This window comes from Mucilaginibacter sp. P2_A5 (assembly GCF_056404995.1).
The window spans coordinates 1-18579 of record NZ_JBFUCY010000056.1 but is presented as its reverse complement, the minus strand read 5'-3'; the positions used below and the strand labels follow the sequence as shown (position 1 = coordinate 18579).

The following is an 18579-nucleotide window of genomic DNA, read 5'->3' as shown; positions in this document are numbered from 1 at the left end:
CTCCAACTGTGATTTATCGTAACCGGACGGAGCAAGGTTCTTTTCTTCCAGGTAAATGTTCAATTGCCCGCTCTCAGATGAACGGACATCCATAAGTTCAAAATATTCTAAAAGACCTTCTGGTAAAATTAAACGGACGAGGGTTTCGTATGCAGTTGACAAGAGTATTCGTGTTGATTGTTATATCCACAAAACAAATACTTTTTTTATTCCCCCACAAGATTTCTGCTTGATCCGTTTTCACTGCAACCCTTAACGCGAACTACGGGTATACAAAAACACCCGAATGAAATTAAACATCCGGGGGTTGCATATTTATTACTTAGCATGGCGTTTACCCATCAGCGGGCCACAAGGCTGGAGCCTTGCTATCCAGGGACAAAAGGCTTGTGGTCGCTGGAGACCTTGTGTCCAGCATACTGTTATTTACAATCGCCTTTTTTCATCACCCCGTCGTTGGGAAATTTCTTAAGGTACGCACTGTATCCTCCTATAACATTATCTGGCTGGTTGCTTGTTACCAAAACCACACATGCTTCATAGCTTTGAATATCTAACCTTAATTGTATTTTAAAGTCTCCGGCCTCACAATTATAATCTGCGGCAAAATAATCTCCTCCATCTTTATCTGAATTATCTGAAAACGATTCTTCTGAACTCGACAATTGAGCAACACCTTCAAATTTTTTGTCTTCAAACTTATGTTGCTTGTCATGGAGCAATAGTATAAATTTAAGCTTTTCTGGTATTTTGAGTTTTTTATTTTTACTTATTTCAGTAATATTTACGGTCTGACAAAGGGTATCATTGGAAAAAGAATAATTGACGTTTGACAATGTATCACTGTTTTTACTTGTTTTGGATGAATCGCTGGCAGGCTCTTTCACTGTTGAGGTTTGACCTGGGGCCAATAACTCTGTATCTGATTTTGCCACATCTTTTGGTTCATTTTTTTTAACATCAGTACATGAAAATAACACGCTAAGCGAGATTAAGATAAAGTGTTGATTTGTTTTTTTCATTTTATTTTCCTATTGCATTTTGACTCCTTTTGGTATACCATACATTACTGGTAGAGAATACGAAGGTACAAATCCTGCGGGATAATTAAACTGCATAATTGAGACCGGAAAAGATCTATATGACACGGCATCTGACTGGTTCCCACCTAACATTATAACCCAACCTGAATGGCTGCCATCACGCCCTACAACAAATCCTACGTGTCCACCTCCTGGCCTTTGCAAAGTTCCCAAGCTACCGAAGGCGGGGACATTTAATTTTTGACCAAAGTTCCTCCAATTTAATGCCGCCGCCGGATCCTTCACCCCTTTTATCCCCGCACTCCTCATTGACCAATTTACAAAGCATCCACACCAAGGTAATCCAGTTCCCTTGAGCCCGGCTGTTGCGAGATATTTATCAACGTCAGGTCCATCGTTCTTATGAGTAGCTTCGGTTACTCCTAACTGAGTCTTTGCAAAGTTAACCCAAGGTGCACCTCCCCCGCTTGTTGTAGGATATAGACCCAGCGGATCCCGCCATTGATCACTATTACCCCTGATGGTGTGAGATGCGACTCTAAATCCAACGCCGCTCGTTGACTCCGGATCACCATAAGGAACGAGTGTTTGGAAATGTATGCTATATTGCCCATTATATGAACCGTAATTCATGCCGGAAGTACCATTTAACCCATGAGCTGTAGCAATTTGATTATAAACAGATACAAACAAACCTGGATTACCACCACCACCTTGATTTTGAATTTGGGCAGTTATAGACATTGCTTCCTGGGTTATCTGCATCCGTTCATTAAAATCGTCAACTGCATTTGCCGAGTGTTGTCTTGGTATTGCATAATCACTTGGTCCGCCCCCCGTTAAATCACCGAGTGGGTCATTGTACATTATCGGATTATCGTCACTATAATTGTAAACACTTAAACTTTCGGCTTCATCTGCCATCGGGTCGGTTCCCACCCAGCGGCCAATAGCAGCATCGTAATTCCTATAAAATGTTTGGAAATAGTCTGGCAAAATATCATAGTCCTTTTGCCAATCGCTGCCACCATTGTACAATTTTTTATTGTCATCTCCGGTTACTGTTGTTCCCGGCATTACCATGCCAAATCCATAATAGCTGTTTTCCTGTTTGATGACAGCAATTCCGCTACCATTATTCATAAAGCTTACGCGCGCATTTCCTTGCTGGTCATTAATTATATACTCCGGTTTAATAACGCCACTAATATTCATCGCCCTGCCCTCTGGTATAGCAAAATAGCTTATCGTGGAATTTACATATACAAAACCATCAATGTAATCAGTAGTATTAGTTAAAACGTTGTTATCGTACTGCCGTTTACGTATCAGATGTCCTTCAGAATCATAGGTATAATCAATATATCTTCCGGTTGCGTTATAAGTAAAAGTTATCTTATCTACCTTATTCAGAACGTTATAGGTGCCAAATGTAAGACCTTTGTAGGGGTCGCTTGCAATGTTTCCATTGGCATCGTAGGTATAATTACCTGTTGAACCAGTATAATTTCTGAACCCCGTTCCTGTAAAATTGATGCCCGTTCCATCTGTTATATTCACCAGTTGGTTCGCATTTGTACTCCCGTATGTATAATTTAGATTATCCACAGCGGTAAAACTACCTGACCCCTGGGTGGTTGCATTACGTTGTAGGCCGGTTATGTTCCCATTGGCATCATAACCTGTAACCGTTTCGTCCCACCCATGTGTGATTGTAAATGCTCCTGTTGCAGCCGCAGCACGCTCTTCATAACCCGCTGCGGTATATCTTCCAACAGCGTCGTAGATATAAGTGAAGGCCCTTTCATTACTGCTTACTCCTGCTGCATTCTTACTCATCCATTTTACCGAGTTAAGCCGACCATTATAATAAAACCAATCGTTCAGGTTAATATCTCCTGTATTGTAATACAATTGCATCCCGAACAGGTCGTTAGTGTCGTCATTCAAGACGCCATCATTACTTAATTTACTATTATTGATACTTGTAAGCTGGTTACGGATATTGTACCTGAAATCGACAGACTGCAACCAAGTTGTACCATTTGTTGAGCCGAGTTTTTTATCAATAATCTGCCCAAGCTCGTTGTAGCTATAATTCGCTATATGTACAATGCCAGTATTGTTATAATTCTGATCAACAGCTGTAATCCGGTACATATGATCATAATAAAAGCTGGTTAAGACTGTCTGCGTATTGGCAGCTCCTATTCCGGTTACTTTAACTGTTTTAGATTGCTTGGGTATTCCAACAAAATCACGAACGGTTGTTTGATTATCGGTAAGTACATCAACTGTGTAATTAAGCTGGTTATTACTCATGGTTTGGATAACGTTTCCATCTTTATCATAAAACATTACCTTAAGCAACCAGACATTTAAACCAGCTCCCACCGAATGAGTACGCACCATAGTCGGTAAGCCTTTAACTGGAGCTGTTGTTTGGCTGCCTTCGCCAGTTAACAATTGCGGGGTATAGCTATAATCTGGGATATGGCTATTATCATAGTTAAGGTCATAGTCATCAAAATAGCTATACGCCAAAGGAGTTAATGCAGACGTACCTGTAGTAGGAAATATACTATTTGTATAATAACCTGTTGCAGCGGTATTGCTGCGGGTTTCAAACCAGGCGGTATTATAGCCGGCAAGTCCGTTCACGTAAGCCTGAATATTGGTATTATCATGATTAGTATCGGTGTAAATCCCTTGGCTGATCATCCTGCCTTTAGCATCGTACTTGATATAATTCCATTGATGCAATAACGCTAGATTATTGTCCTGTGTAAGTACCGGCCGGCTAAGAGGATCATATACAATTGTCAATGTCCCTTTGGAAGGAATTACTTTTTTAACTACCCGCCCCTGGTTATCATATTGATATTGAAATAGCAAACTACTTACCCCTGCCTGTGCCAATGTATAACTATTCGCTACTATAAGCTGGGTAGCCTTTGGTGGTATTATGTAACTTATCTGACCAGCATTATTATAAACATAATAGGTATCGTAGTTAACTGTTGCACTGAATATTTGCCTCTTTAAGACAGTTCGCCCCAAGTCATCAGCAAATATCACAACCGGCCCCCCATCTTCATCGGTACTGTAAGTAACCGCAAGTGCATTAATCGAATAGTAGCCCAAGTTACTTCCATCAGGACCCCACATAATAATATTACCATCTGCACTGGTATTACTGCGGTAGTTTACACTTTTATAGTGATCTCCACTCACCCCCGCCTGAAAGCCAGTTCCAACCATTCCAGAATTTAACAACCGTTGTAAGGGGCTGTTTTCAAATACCTGTTGGCTAAAAGGAGACGTATCATCCGCTACTTTATCTGTAGTCCCATTATTAAAGTAAGCGGCCTGTGCACTCACAGCGTTTGTACGGTAACTACCGCTAACATCGCTTGATGAACCAGCATATGCTAGGTAAGTTTTTATTGGCCTGCCAAGGTTATCATAAACAATGGGTTGAATGATATCGCGTTGCAATGGGCTGGTCTGCAAACCGATAGTTTGAGAGACGCGACCAAGTCCGTCAAAAAATGTACGCGTCGTTTGTTTTTGTGTCGTGTTAAGGCCGCCTATTTGATTAACCGCAGTAATTCCAGGAATACGTATACCATCTTCCTGAACAAAACCACCTACCTGCGCATAGGCTTTAAAATTTAATGATCCTGCAAGTACAGCAATCACCATTATGTAGTACTTTATAAAGTTTTTCATACCTGATTCGGGGCTTATTTATTGGGTCGCCAATGCGCAGTTAATAGTATTTATATCTAATGTCAAACCTGTGGTTGTGGAAAGATTCATATTATTGAACTGAAGGTTATTATTCATGTTCCAGTCTCTGCACAAAAAGATATTACTGGTAACACTACCGGTACCAGTTAACAACGCGCTACTCCAGCCGACCCCCGTAGAAGAATTATATAATTGGCCTGTAGGTATCTGTACCGTCATGTCATAATTTCCTTGCTCTATCGTTACCGGATTGTTTGGATTAGGATTAAACGTAGTGGCTACTCCCGTTACCCTGTTATAAAAATTCACATTGATATTATAATAAGCATAACTGGTATAGTTATGAAAGTTGATTGTTATCAATGCGGGATGTACAGTTACTGATAAAGGTGCCGTGACTTTTGAACCAAATACCGGAGAAACCACCGTTGCCGTTACAGAAAAGGTGCCTGTTGTTGCATATGTATGAGCTGGCGGACTCACTAATTGAGTTGTCACAGTACTTGTACCATCTCCAAAATTCCAGGTAACCATTGCATCCGGTATTAAGCAATTATCTGCCCATCCCTGGATTTCGAATGTCACGGGAGTATTTGCATTAATAACACCGTTATTATTCTGGATGTATGGATTCCAGTTTTGCAATTGCGTTTGAGTAATGTAGCTTTTTTGTGAAACAATATTATGATCCTGGTCCATCGTAAGCACCGGACGCCCCCAGATGTCGTCTGTAAAATAAGTAGAAATACCGTTTGTATTAGTCGCTGATGCTTTAAAATGCGTTACCGGGTCATAACTATAGGTGGATACTTCGGCGTTTTCGGGGTAAAAAATCACGTCATCAACACCTGTATTTACGGTTGTTGATATGTTTATTGTAAACGCCCCGGCAATGGTTCCAAGTGAAACCTTCCATTCCTGGTACTTCCAAGCCCCGCCTGTATTAGGCAATATTTGTGGCGGAGGTGCGCTGGTTCCTGACGCTGCCGAAAAGCTAAACGCAATATTACCTGCTGCAGTTGTATTTATCCATGCCGACAAAACATAATTTGTAGCCAGTGGATTTTTTTTGAGTTGGAAGGATATGACCTGACCGGTGCCCAAACCTGTGGCTAAACCTGTATGACTGCCTGCGGGAGGTGTATAAGACGACGTCCCGGTTTTAGCAAACACCCAGGGAGTTAACATGTTACTGTCAAAATCAGCAAATCCAATTTCTGAGGCTGCAGCATTATGAATACTAATAATAGGAAGATTGTGATAATTATCAAGAACGGTGGCAGTAACGTTATGATGACCATCATCCGACGACTGAAGGTCTCCAAGCTTGTCGTACTCACTGTAATTGGCCGTCAGAAAATAATTAGGATCTTTATTATAAGTAGAAGGAAGACTGACGCTGGAAGGTGAAAAAGCAACAAGGCCGTCAGCACTTGTCAGACTATATTGAGCAAATGGCCTATAATTATATGCTCCGCCAGTAGCCGCAGGGAAATCGGCAAATAAAACCAGACTTGCGGATGTAGTTTTAGTTGAACCTGCCCTGGTGACTTGTTCATAAGTTTCAACGGGAATGTTTTGATTAAGCAGTTGCATATTGTATAACGCATTGACGTTACGATTGCTGCTTGTTGTTAAACCCGTAAAATCTTTTACATACTTTATCTGGGTAGTTATGATACTATTGTCACTGTTAGTAACAGCTTTTTTTGTCATCAAACGATGGTTAGAACTCTCGAAACTATAATTGGTTGTGGTGTTTTGAACTAAAGTAAGTGTTGACGGGTCATATACCAGCGCAGATTCCCCTACAAGTAACTCACTTACTTTATAATTTACTGTATATTTCGCAAATGTTTTGACAGCTGCCGTGCCATTTGAAAAAGGCACATCTTCTATTTTTAAAGCTGTTATGACGCTTGGTTGCCATGACCGCTGATAAGTGTAATTAGATTCGCCTACTTCGGTGCCGCTCTCGTTAAAATATGTTGTTTTCTTAATCAGCCCCCTTTCAAAATCATAATTTGTATTTGGCGTGAATGGATAACCATAGGTATTTTTTGCAATCGGACCTGTTACCGTACTGCAAGTTATTCTTTGCATATTGTTTACCGTTGGGGTCCAATCAGCAACGGTACATCCGGAGCAACTTGGTGTCGACGAAGTGTTCCAATAACTGGCGGGTATATAGTATTGATACAAAGTACTACCTGCTCCGGATTTACTCTGCTTTACGTAAGCATACATGATTGTATGATCCTCATATGACAGATCGTTATCCGATACAACGGTGCAACTATTCCATAAGGCATTACCGGTGGCGCTACCATTATATGGAATATTAAAGGCAAAGGCCGGTAATGACAATGGCTTTCCACTGCTGATCCCGGTTGCGGGGTCTAAATATGAATAATTTGTTGTTATTAAATTTCCGGATCCTGAACCGTCATCATCAACTGTCTGCTTAGTTCGAATCCCATTACCTGGAAATACAAGTCCCGATGGTACATCTAAGTAATCGTTTGACTCATATGTTAATGTGGTACTTCCTCCTTCAGGATAGTAGATCTTAGTTAGACTACCTGAAATTACATTGGTAGGGTCGGCAGAGCGAATGTTGCCATTGGTGGTATAATAGGGATAATTGCCTCCCGTGGTTCCTGTCTGATAAATTGCATATTGTGGAATGGCTACAGTTGATGCCGCAATCCATACCTTAGGCATGATGGATGTAGTACTGGTGTTACTTGTTGAATAATAGCCCCAATAATCAATTTTTTTTGTGGAAGAATCCGGCAAGGTAGATTGATACGATGTTGTCCCCGGAGTGTAATTCTCGCCGGCATACCGAAAACTGTAATTAATTGGCGATCCGCAACGATAGTCAGAAAAACTCCTTAAAAAATATCTTTTGTATTGGCTCCCATAAACAGGGTCGCCGTCATCTGGAGCATCATAATAAAATTCAAGCTGCATTCCAGCACCATCTATTTTCTTTATCAAATTTGCGCCGGTGCCATATTCATGGTATTTGCCATCCTCTGTGTTAAAATATGAAGCTGTAGATGACCACCACCACGTGAAATTCAAAACATCGGCAATTTGCCCGTTGTAAACATTTCGAATAACGCTAAGCAACTGAGGTGTAACCCTTTGCGATACATTATATTGCAAAGTAGGGGTACTTGCTCCCGGCGTGTATAAAGATACCGGATCCGTACTGTCCCGAAAATGTGCCGCGAAATTATATTGGAAAGTCACACCTGATCCGTTATCGTCGAGAATGCTCGTTAGATGCCAATTATTAAAAAAACTTATTCCATTCTTATATTGATCGTATTTGTTTTTATAATAGGTTGGCGTTCCGTCTTTAGTTGTTTGTACAACTAAATCAGGAGAGTCAAAAATATAACGGACCCCCTTATCATTTGTAAGCGTAAATGAAGTTATCGCACCGGGGAGGCTCGCAGCGGTTGGAAGATTCGCAGCGTAAGCAATTGTAACATCCTGGTGATCCATTAAACGAAAATGTGAATTAACTTGGTCGTAAACCAACTGACAAGACAACCCTGGTGCATTTACATAAAAAATATCCGGTTCTGTGTCGGACAGGTCGGCAAAATTGGTATTAATATAATTAACATCATTGGTTCCATCCGTACAGGTAGCTGGGTTATTATCGTTAGCGATGCTAAAGCTATTAATCTTGGTAGCATTAGTGTTGTTCATCCAACCTTTGCGATCAAGGTTGGTATTATCTTTTAGGCAATCATCAGGCAGGCCGCGCACTTGTCTCGTTATTTGCCCTCCAGCATTAAATTGCCAACCCATACCTGCAGTACCTTCAACATCTTTGGGTTTAATGCCTGATGCTGCATAACTGATATTGATTGGAACATCTACCTGGCCACGTTTGAATTCGTACAATGGGAATACTACATTGGCTGTGCCTGTTAAGGGGTTTACGTTTACATTGTTTTTTTGGGCAATAGCCGGACCTGCGAATAAAAGCAGGCCGAAAAAAAATAACAAAAGAGTCCTATTGTTCATATTGAGCGTTAAATTGTGGGGTACAATAAATATTTGTTTAGCCGGTAACCTGTTGCCGAATCAAATAAGAAGAATGATTTTTGATTTTAAAGTAACTATTACTTTTTGCCCAGGCGATTTGCGGGATGTTGTTTTCAAATAATTGTGATTAGTTTAAGTGCAGCTAAAATATTATAAGAAAGTTACATATCCAAAAAAAACAGATAAATATTTTTTTGGGATTATCTGGGTAACAGATACGAACAACAAAACAACCAGGATTTACAAGCGAATCCGTTATCAAAACCCCATCACCTAATAACCACAACAAACACCCTCATACCAAGCATCTTCGTTTCCGTATTCCCTCCAACCACCTTACCCGATACAAAATCAACCGCGCGTACAAGTCCGGTGCCGTCTGTAGATTGCAGTTGTTCTAATAATTTGCAAAGCGAGAAGAAATCGCCTTCAAAATCAAGTCGTTGAATGATGTATTTATCGTAGGGGGCGGTGCTGGGTTGTACCGGTACCCGCGACAGCCTTACGTTCAGCTTTTCGGCCTGCAGGGCAATGGTGGTTATCATATTGCTGCGCATGGTGGCGGTGTCTATTTTAAACCGGGCGATAATGTGGTTTAGGTTATTATCTTTCCGCTCCAGGTAGCCGGGTTGGTAGGTAAGGTCGCCGGCCTGGGCTATTTTTTGCTGTAACTCGCGCCTGAGCTTCCAGGCGTCTACGGTGTGGCTGAAGGAAAAGCGATAGCATACCAGGAAAAACAATACCGATCCGGCTATCAGCAGGTATTCCTTTTTGATGTTCAGGTTTTTCAGCATGCTAATAGTTGATGATAATGTTAAACTTCCCCGTGTTCTGGTCGTTATCAAATTCGAAGTTATCAAGTCCCGCGCCTTTTACCCACTTTAAAGTTTTGATGCGCGCTATCCATTCATTTACGGCTATAACCTGTTGCGAATTACCTGAAAGCTTTATCCGGCGATCTAAAAAATGCTGCCCACGGGAATCTTTGTTGTTAACGTCGGGAGGGTTTATGGCTATCTCCCGCAAGGTAATTTCACCCGGCAATAACGCTGCAAGCTGGTCGATAAGCCTGGCTTTGTTAAAACCGCCGTCCCAGCCCATATCTTTCAGGAGGGCTTCCTTTGCTTTGATCTGTGCTGTAAGCGCCTGCATATCGCTGTTGCTGTTTGCCGAAACGCTGGCCTGGCCATCGAGCCGGCTATTTTCGGAATTCAGCCAGGAAAGAGTTACAAAATTGAGGAGTAACAGGATAAAGAAAACACCTAATATTAAGGCGCCCGTTACCTTAAGCTTTTTTGTCCCGATAATTTGCCCGTACCGGGTATCCAGCGCATCAACAGTTGCCTTAACCGGCTCCAGTTTATCTGAAAGTGCCAGCTGAAACGCCGCTGCATAGGGCATAATTAATTGCTGATCAATGGGCTCTGCGCCTATTTTAAGGGTGAAGGGGGCCTGGAAAGCGGGGCTATAGTCTACAGCCGTCCAGTTCTGGCCGGTATCCCGGCTTATCCGGATGCCATTAAACACTACTTCGTTTTCGTAAACATTAAGCTGGTTTAACATGTGGGATGCAGGGAAGGGACCAAGGCTCAGCATCAGTACGGTAAAGCCCTGCTGTTCCAATATATTTATCCAGTGGCCGGCCAGTGTTTTCCTAACCAGCGATACAAACAGCTGATCATTGGATATGAATTGCTGCAGGTAAAAATCATCAGCATTCAGGTTAGGGATTATCCTGGCCATGTCATGCTGCTCATCGCCGGATGCTGCCGGCACCTGTTTGGTGAGTACTCCTTTGCCCGATAAATTTAAAGCGATGGGAACCTTGGTACCAAGCTGTTTGGCAAGCCCCTCCGCATCATCTTTTACACCGAACTTTTTTTCGATAGTGAGCTGGTTGTTACCGGTAATAACCTGGCAGCAGTTTATAGTATAAGAACCATCCTGCGCAATATCTACAGTGACACCCGCAGCCTGGTTAATATTATAATAGGACGATAATATACCCATAACATTACCGGATTATGGTTGATTTAATAAATAATACCGTAACTACTTTTGATTTTGAGCGGGTGCGGCTGCTAAATATCCATTTTAAAATAGGAATCCGGGAGAGCAGGGGGATCCCCGAGCCGCTGTCGTCGGTTTCTGTACGCTCCAAGCCGCCCAATACAATGGTATCCTCGCTGTGTACCCGCAGGCTGGTTTCAAATTTGCTGATGGCCTGCGGTGGTGGCGAGCCATCGGTAGGGATAGATGTAAAATCGGATATGTTTATTTTGATGCCCAGGGTAACCTGGTCGTCGCCGGAAACGATAGGCTTTATAGCGATGGACAAATCGGCGTTTACTTCCTTGTACTCATTGGTAAATATGGATTGCGCGCTTTGAATAGACGGTATAACGTTTTGCGTAGTGTTTTTATAATAGCGCTTGCTGCCAATGCTCAGGGTAGCCGAATGGCCGTTAAGCGCCGTTAATTTGGGCACCGAGCGCACATCTATGTTATTATTATTTTCGAGGGCCTGCAGCCTTACATAAAAATTAGGCACCACATGGCCCAGGTTAAGCGAGGTAGCTTTGCCCACACTGTTTAAAAAGTCGTTAACGCCTTTAGCGCCAAAAGTGTAATCTATTCCCGGCAATACCGTGCCTCCTGTTTTTACACTGTCTGAAACGCCGGCAGAAATACCGGTTGAAACACTCCGGGTTTTGTGTACGTCTATCATAGTAACCTCTATCAGTACGACCGGAACAAGCACGTCCATTTGTTTAATAAAGCTTTCCACTTCATCTATCTGTGCGCCCGACCCGGAAAGTAAAAGGGTGTTTTGCTCACGGAATTCTTTGATCTCGATACCACGCTTCCATTCGGATGGGATCATGGTTACAACGGTGTCAATGGCGCGGTTTTGCAGGTGAACAGCCCTGAAAGTACGCAAGCCTTCCAGTTTGCGGTCGCCAATTACATAAATACCTTTTTCGGCATGAAAGGTATATTCCGTGCTTTTAAACAACAAGGTTAGCAGGTCATCGTAGCTAACATCATTTACATGAAGGGTTATAGCTCCTTTAATATCAGAGTAAATGGAATAGTTTTTCCCTGTTTCCTGCGAAGCACGCTTAACCAGATCAATAATGGGACTGTTGACGGCATCCACCGAGATCAGCTTTTGCCCGTTAACCTGCCTCACAAACAGCCCGCTGGCCGCGCCCGCTCCTGGTTGGCCACCGCCCGTGTTGCGAAACGACTTCCTTACGCCGGTATTTTTATCGCCGTTAACATAAACTTCTTCATTTTCTTCCAGCGGCTGAAAAAGGTAAAAATCATCGGCGGTACGTACCATCTTTATTTCATTGGCATAGGCCAGCTTTCCTAAAGCAACCTCAAAGGGGGCATCGGCAATATATGAGGTAACTGTTTTGCCCTGCAAAGGGCCAGGCACTACAATGTTTTTGCCCGATAACTGTGTTATTTTACGGGCTGCCGCAGATAGGCTATCATTGGTTAACGACAGCGAAAGAGTATTATTAGCTGCATTATATTTTATGTCCAGTTCTTTTGGCGGGGGCTTTAAAAACTGGTTGGGGTCTCTGTAAGGTGTGATGTTAATAATAGAGCCTACAACCGTAATATCCAGGTTATACTTTTGCGCAAGCAGTAGCAATATATTGGATGCCGAGACACCGGTAAAAGTATCCGAAATACTAAAACTAAGCCCGGGATCAGAACTTATACTCAAACTATTGGAGCGCGCAATGGCATTCAGGTACTCATGAATGGATACGCCGGTAACCAGTAACTGTACTTTTTGGTTAAGCCCCGGAACATCCGTTGCAAGCTCGTCCAGCTTCTGCTTAATGAGCTGTATCCTGTCCTGCTGCTGGGCCCTGGCAACCATGGATCCGGCAAACAGGTAAAAACAAAAGATAAGGCAGGTAATTTTTTTTAACATATAGTACTTTAATAATTAAATAGCAGCGGGTATATCTCGTCAATAGAAGTCTGGCCATCGGCAAACAGCCCGAACGCGTTTTCTGCCAGGGTTTTAATCCCCCTGGCTTCCAGGATGCTCTGCACCTGCATGTTCCCGTTTTTTATTTCGCCGGCCAGGTCAAGGTCTACAGGTATTACTTCGTAAACGGCTTTTCGTCCTTTATAGCCGGTGTAATAGCATTTTTCGCATCCGCGTGGCGTATAATGGGCTGAAACCTCACGATAAGGCTTAAATTGCCGCGGATATAACGATCTGTCAAAATCCTTTTGCACTTTACAATGCGGACAAAGCAGCCGGATCAATCGTTGGGCAACGGTAGTGTTCAACGTATTGGCAACCATATATGACGGAATGCCCATGTCGATCAACCTGGAAACAGTTCCCCAGGCAGAATTTGTGTGAATGGTGGATAATACAAGGTGGCCAGTAAGCGCTGCCCTGATAGCCATATTGGCGGTTTCGGTATCGCGAATCTCACCCACCATGATCACGTCCGGATCCTGCCGGAGGAACGTGCGGAGGGCCGCAGCGAAAGTAAGGCCGATAGCCTCCTTAAGCTGAACCTGGTTTACACCTTCCAGTGTATATTCCACCGGGTCTTCTATGGTGAGGATATTCCTGGTTTCTTTGTTCAGTAATTTCAGGGTCGCGTACAAGGTGGTGGTTTTGCCCGAGCCCGTGGGGCCGCTGATCAGCAGGATACCATTGGGTCGTTTGGCCCCCTGGAGGTAATTATCCAGGTCGAAAGCCGAAAATCCGAGATTGTTCAGGTCGATATCCGTGGCATCGTTATTCAACAAACGGAGCACGACCTTTTCGCCGTAGAGGGTGGGCAGGATAGACGCGCGAATGTCAAACTGGTGTCCCTGGTGGCTGAAATTGATCCTGCCATCCTGGGGCAGCCGTTTTTCGGCGATATCAAGGTTGCCCATGATCTTAACTTTGTTAATCAGCGCCGGGTAATCGTCTTCTTTAAGCAGGTACCGCTCTACCATGTTGCCATCGATGCGGATCCGGACCCGGCATTTGTTTTCGTACCGCTCGATATGAATATCACTGCTTTTCAGGTTCTTCGCCTCGCCGATAAGGTTCATTAAAAAACTGTCCTCGTCGTGACGTACATTGGCCTGCAGGGCTCCGGTTGTGGTATTGTCCTTAATATAGTAGGTAGCCAGCAGCCGGGCAATTTCTGATGCAGCAATGGGTTCGAGGAGAATATCCAGCCCCAGCATTATTTCCAGTTCGGCGGTAAGGTTGGCGGCATCAGCGTTGTCTTCGCAATACAGCCAAAGCCGCCCGTTAACGTTACCTTTGGGCAGCACACGGTAATGCCAGGCCATATCCTTAGAAAGGATGTGAATATGCTCGGTCAGTAAAGTGATCTTTATTGCTGTATCCATGGCATCAAGTAATGGAGCAACCAGTAATCATCTGTTATATGGATATGAAAATACCACCAGTCGCCCGCTAAAAATACAATAAATAATAAGGCCTGTAACCCGGCTAGCGGAATATGTTTGCCCTTATTGCCGGTTATAAGCTGATAAAATAACCATAATATCAATACTATTGGGATACTAACGATATAAAAAAAAACATAGTTAAGTACCGACAAATAAAACCCGATAGCGGCCAGAAATAAAATATCGGCCCAGCCCATCAAATTCAGCGTAATGTTGATGAATCGCCTCCTGCTGATGGAAAGGTAGCCGGTTAATACACCCAGCACCAGCACCAGGAAACTTAGGTTAACAGCAATCTGTTCGCGGGCTAACGAGGTATCGCTGCCTTCGAGAAGTTTCAGGCTTAACAGGCCGATAATCAGCAAAGGAAACAGTACCCAATGCACTGCCCGAAACCAGAAGTCCTGAAGGAGGATGACGAGCAGGGATAATAACAAACCAAAACGGATAGCCAGCAACACTTTAATCCGGGGTTACTTCTTTTAATACCTTGTCCTGGTTCATCTCCCAAACGTTAAAATTGCCGTCCTGGTTAAAGTCAACAACCGAAGTCGCCCTGGCAGTAAAGCCGGTATTGGAAGCATTGGTAATCTCAATCTTGTAATTCGCTCTTGCGTCTTTGCCTTCGGTACTCAGCTTTTCCTGGATGAAGCCCAGTTCGTTCAGGTCATTGGTGTATTTTGAATGTTCGTAAAAATATGTTTTTTCAAGCATGGATACATGTTCCAGCTGCAGCTTTGCTTCGGTTGTCTTTGCACGGGTTATTACGGGCAAAAGGTTGGGCAGGGCCAATAACACTAAAATACCGATGATGATTAATACAACCAGTATTTCCATGAGTGACAGCGCTTTTAATGCACTTCCCGGGTTTGGCTTGAAGTATTTCTTGATAAAAAACATAAAATGGCGAATAAACGGCTCAGGTTTTAGGGCAATGATTTTAATTTGGAGTGAAAGTTAATAAAATCCCGTTAATTACTGTTTTAATTTTTTCGAAAAATATTGAGAAAGCATCATTCCTTTTGATCCAAACTTTCGGATTGATCTGAAATCTGAGCTTCGACAGCATCCAACATCGAGGTATCTGAATAAATGAATTTCTTAGGAAATAGATTATTGATTAACAATGCGTTGGGTGAAAAAAAGAACTGGACAGAATCGAAATTAACCGACCTACGCGGTGTGGTGGTCCTTAGACTACAAAACTCGAACTGTTTTATAGGTGATTTGCATTGTGCAGCGGGTTTGGACGATAATTACGTGTCCTAATCCTTTAAGTTCAGAAAATTAGGAAGAATGTTCAGCATTACAATTGAAACACCACCAATACTCCAAATCTTTGTCTTTTAAAAGAGACTCAGATTTAATCTTACACACAGCGCACACCCTTTCATTTCTTTCATCTTCTAAAGCCGTATAGTTGCACTTATGGCAATACAATGTAGTTATTTCATAGGGGTCGCCATCGCTGGTCCATAAAAAACTTTCGTTATGGCACTTAGGGCAAATTTGAAAAGCCATTATTATTAATATTGATGTTTATAAATATAACATAGAATATGGATTCAACGAAAAAGCCCTCAGATTTTCATCTAAAGGCTTTTTTACTTTTACTCCCATGCTTGGCATGCGGTGGGTCATTTAGTGGTCCTTGGGCTACAAAACTTGAACTCTTTTATGAATGATTTGCATTGTGCGGCGGTTTGGAGGATAAATATTGATTATATTCGATCTCATAAGAAATGGTAATGCTTACAAAGACATATTCAGCAATTGATCTTCTTGATAAAGTCTTAGAGTTCATCGAAGTGACTCCAAACTCAAACGAATGGAATTTGCAATCTCTTAAGTCAAATCCTCCGAGGCAAATTAGATTCCGCCAAATTGAAGCTCTATTAAATGCTTTTTTTGCTGAAAACTCTAATACGAGTCTTCTAAACAAAGCAATATCAATGTTTTCTAACCAAAGAAAAATATCGATCAACTTCCTCTTAAGTGGAAAGTTCTTAAATGATCGAGCAATAGATGACTATGCAAATCTTTTAGATCTTATTAAAAGTTTTGTTGCGAAAGAAAGTGGCAATATCGATCAATCAAAACAAATTAGAATAGAACAGTTAACTTTTATCTTTCCCAAACTAATTGATTTTAAAAAACAGATCCGAAACCTGTTGACATTCAATTCAGGATGGTTAGAAGCAAGTTCTACAACTTCATTGTTTTCAATTTTTCTCACAAATTCCATCTCAAATAACCTGATAGGAAAATATGATGAGTTAGATAAGGTGCTCGAATTATTTATCAATCCAAAAAGTTTGATATTTACTGAAGACGAGTTAATTGCGAAATTTAACTTTCCAACCGAGGATTTGAGTAGCATTGACGCCAACTTTATGTAAAAATTAAAAAGCCCTCAGATTTCCATCCAAAGGCTTTTCGATTTTATTCCCATACCTGACATACAGTGGGTGATTTTGTGGTCCCGACGAGAATCGAACGACGCCCGTAATTACATGAAATTCAGCATTTTATACGGATATTAATTCACTACTCACCGAATTACTCACCGTGTTTTTTGATATAGATTGATCGCAAATCTTGTACTATAAACATAGACATTTACCAATTATTTTCAAAATATTGGCGGCTTTTTTAATAATAGGCTCTGACAACTACCTTAAATTCTCACCCTGAAGATATTTAGCGAGGATATACCTTCGCCCCATCTATAGAAGCCTGTAAATGCCTTATAACATTTTCAAATTACTGTTTTTAGACAGCTTCTTAGGACGCTGGATTAAATTTAAGTAAAATTCTTTATAAGTTATAGGCCTTCATAAGTGCTAATGCTCATTGTTTTAATATTTAAAATAGCCGGTGACAGATCAGGGCAAGTAACCGTCAATTTAATATCACCCACACCATGAGTGCTTCTTATAATTACCAAAGCACGTCCGTGCCAGGCTTTGTGCGTATTTCCAACGTATGGGTCCGTATCTTTCATATCCGCATTGGCTACCCCGGCAATTGATCCCGGGCCGTCAATTTTTAATTGCAGGAGGTTCACTGCATTTGGCTGTAGTATCCCGTCTTTATCAGTTATCTCTATAGTAACGTATGACAAGTCCTGTCCATTAGCCAATATCTCTTTCCGATCTGCAGTTAGTTTGATTTTTGCAGCATCGCCGGAAGTTTGCAAAACAGTTGATTCAACCTCTTTATCGTTCTCCACGCCTACTGCTTTAAGCCGGCCAGCCGCATAAGGCACTGTAAATTCAGCTTTATGGTCCTGTTCCTCAGTCGTTGGTTTTTCTCCTATGGGTTTGTCGTTGAGGTAAAGACGTACCTTGGGATATTTTGAATAAACTTCTACCTTAATGGCTTTTCCCAAATATTCGGGCCAAGTCCAGCTTTCCCAGGTAGGCCATACAGACCACCAGGTTGTTTTAATCTCCAGGGGATCAGGCTCTGGCTCACGAACGGCCATGTAAAGTTTTTCGGTGTTATTATATAACAGGCTACGGTAATGCGAAATTGGCTTTCTCCATCCAATCAGATCAATGTCGCCACAATAGGCGCCATGCCAGGGGAAAAAATCATGTTCCCAATGTTCGCCAGGCACATCGCCCGAATAATACCAACGACCTATTCCTGATTCTCCAAGATAATCTATAGCCGTCCAAACAAAATCACCAAGAACATAATTGTTGTCTTCTACCAGCTTCCAATTGGCAAAAACATCCCTGGGGTACGATTCAGTTTGAATGATCATTCGTGAGGGTACCCGCTGATGATCGGCAGACGCGCTCTGCAAATGATAATTATACCCGCCAATGTCATGCGCCGCCATCAAGGAATCAAGCGTTGCCCAGTCTTTACCATTATCCACAATGGCCGATGTAACCGGACGGACAGCATCTATTTTTTTTACGGCACCTGCAAGCATTTTGGCTGTTTCTACGGCTCCCGGGCTACTCCTTTCTGCTATCTCATTACCAATGCTCCATATTACGATTGATGGATGATTACGATCCCGCATAACCATGGCTTCCAGGTCGCGTTTCCACCACTTGTTAAAATATCCGGCATAATCATGTTTGTTTTTCCCTACTTTCCAACAGTCAAATGCTTCATCAACAACCAATAAGCCTAATCTGTCACAAGCATTTAAAAATGCCGGCGATGGTGGATTGTGAGAAGTTCTTACTGCATTGAACCCCGCCTCTTTGAGCAGTTCAACCTTTCAACCTTT

General features: G+C 42.2%; 11 protein-coding genes. 1 reads left to right on the top strand and 10 read right to left on the bottom strand.

Features of this window, described 5'->3' with window-relative positions; all coding sequences use genetic code 11:
* Positions 1 to 422: 422 nt before the first annotated feature.
* From AC1DXF_RS28880 to AC1DXF_RS28840, 9 genes are all read right to left on the bottom strand, one after another.
* Positions 423 to 1022, bottom strand: coding sequence for a hypothetical protein (locus AC1DXF_RS28880; protein ID WP_477452155.1), 600 nt, complete (start codon positions 1020 to 1022; stop codon positions 423 to 425).
* Positions 1023 to 1031: 9 nt separating this feature from the next.
* Positions 1032 to 4775 carry a TIGR02594 family protein gene (locus AC1DXF_RS28875; RefSeq protein WP_477452154.1) on the bottom strand — a complete coding sequence of 1248 codons (3744 nt, stop codon included), beginning with the start codon at positions 4773 to 4775 and terminating at the stop codon, positions 1032 to 1034.
* 18 nt (positions 4776 to 4793) lie between these two features.
* Positions 4794 to 8846: a PKD domain-containing protein gene (locus tag AC1DXF_RS28870; protein ID WP_477452153.1), complete on the bottom strand. Its 4053-nt coding sequence runs from the start codon at positions 8844 to 8846 to the stop codon at positions 4794 to 4796.
* Between the two features lie 290 nt (positions 8847 to 9136).
* Positions 9137 to 9661 (bottom strand): hypothetical protein, encoded by a 525-nt coding sequence (locus AC1DXF_RS28865; RefSeq protein ID WP_477452152.1) that lies wholly within the window; start codon positions 9659 to 9661, stop codon positions 9137 to 9139.
* A 1-nt stretch (position 9662) separates the two neighbouring features.
* A complete protein-coding gene (locus AC1DXF_RS28860; RefSeq protein ID WP_477452151.1) occupies positions 9663 to 10877 on the bottom strand; it encodes a hypothetical protein in 1215 nt (404 codons plus the stop codon).
* A gap of 4 nt (positions 10878 to 10881) precedes the next feature.
* Positions 10882 to 12822, bottom strand: coding sequence for a type II secretion system protein GspD (locus AC1DXF_RS28855; RefSeq protein ID WP_477452150.1), 1941 nt, complete (start codon positions 12820 to 12822; stop codon positions 10882 to 10884).
* 8 nt (positions 12823 to 12830) lie between these two features.
* Positions 12831 to 14264, bottom strand: a complete 1434-nt coding sequence (locus AC1DXF_RS28850) for a GspE/PulE family protein (RefSeq protein WP_477452149.1) — start codon at positions 14262 to 14264, stop codon at positions 12831 to 12833.
* Positions 14249 to 14788 (bottom strand): hypothetical protein, encoded by a 540-nt coding sequence (locus tag AC1DXF_RS28845; RefSeq protein ID WP_477452148.1) that lies wholly within the window; start codon positions 14786 to 14788, stop codon positions 14249 to 14251. The genes AC1DXF_RS28850 and AC1DXF_RS28845 overlap by 16 nt, the downstream gene beginning before the upstream one ends.
* A gap of 1 nt (position 14789) precedes the next feature.
* Positions 14790 to 15164, bottom strand: a complete 375-nt coding sequence (locus AC1DXF_RS28840) for a type IV pilin protein (protein ID WP_255369745.1) — start codon at positions 15162 to 15164, stop codon at positions 14790 to 14792.
* 905 nt (positions 15165 to 16069) lie between these two features.
* Here AC1DXF_RS28840 and AC1DXF_RS28835 point away from each other — a divergent pair.
* Complete coding sequence (locus tag AC1DXF_RS28835; RefSeq protein WP_477452147.1) at positions 16070 to 16726, top strand: hypothetical protein; 657 nt, start codon at positions 16070 to 16072, stop codon at positions 16724 to 16726.
* 425 nt (positions 16727 to 17151) lie between these two features.
* Here the strand turns inward: AC1DXF_RS28835 and AC1DXF_RS28830 are convergent, their stop codons facing one another.
* On the bottom strand, positions 17152 to 18561 hold the full coding sequence (locus AC1DXF_RS28830) for a glycoside hydrolase family 2 TIM barrel-domain containing protein (RefSeq protein WP_477452156.1): 1410 nt from the start codon (positions 18559 to 18561) through the stop codon (positions 17152 to 17154).
* Positions 18562 to 18579 lie beyond the last annotated feature (18 nt).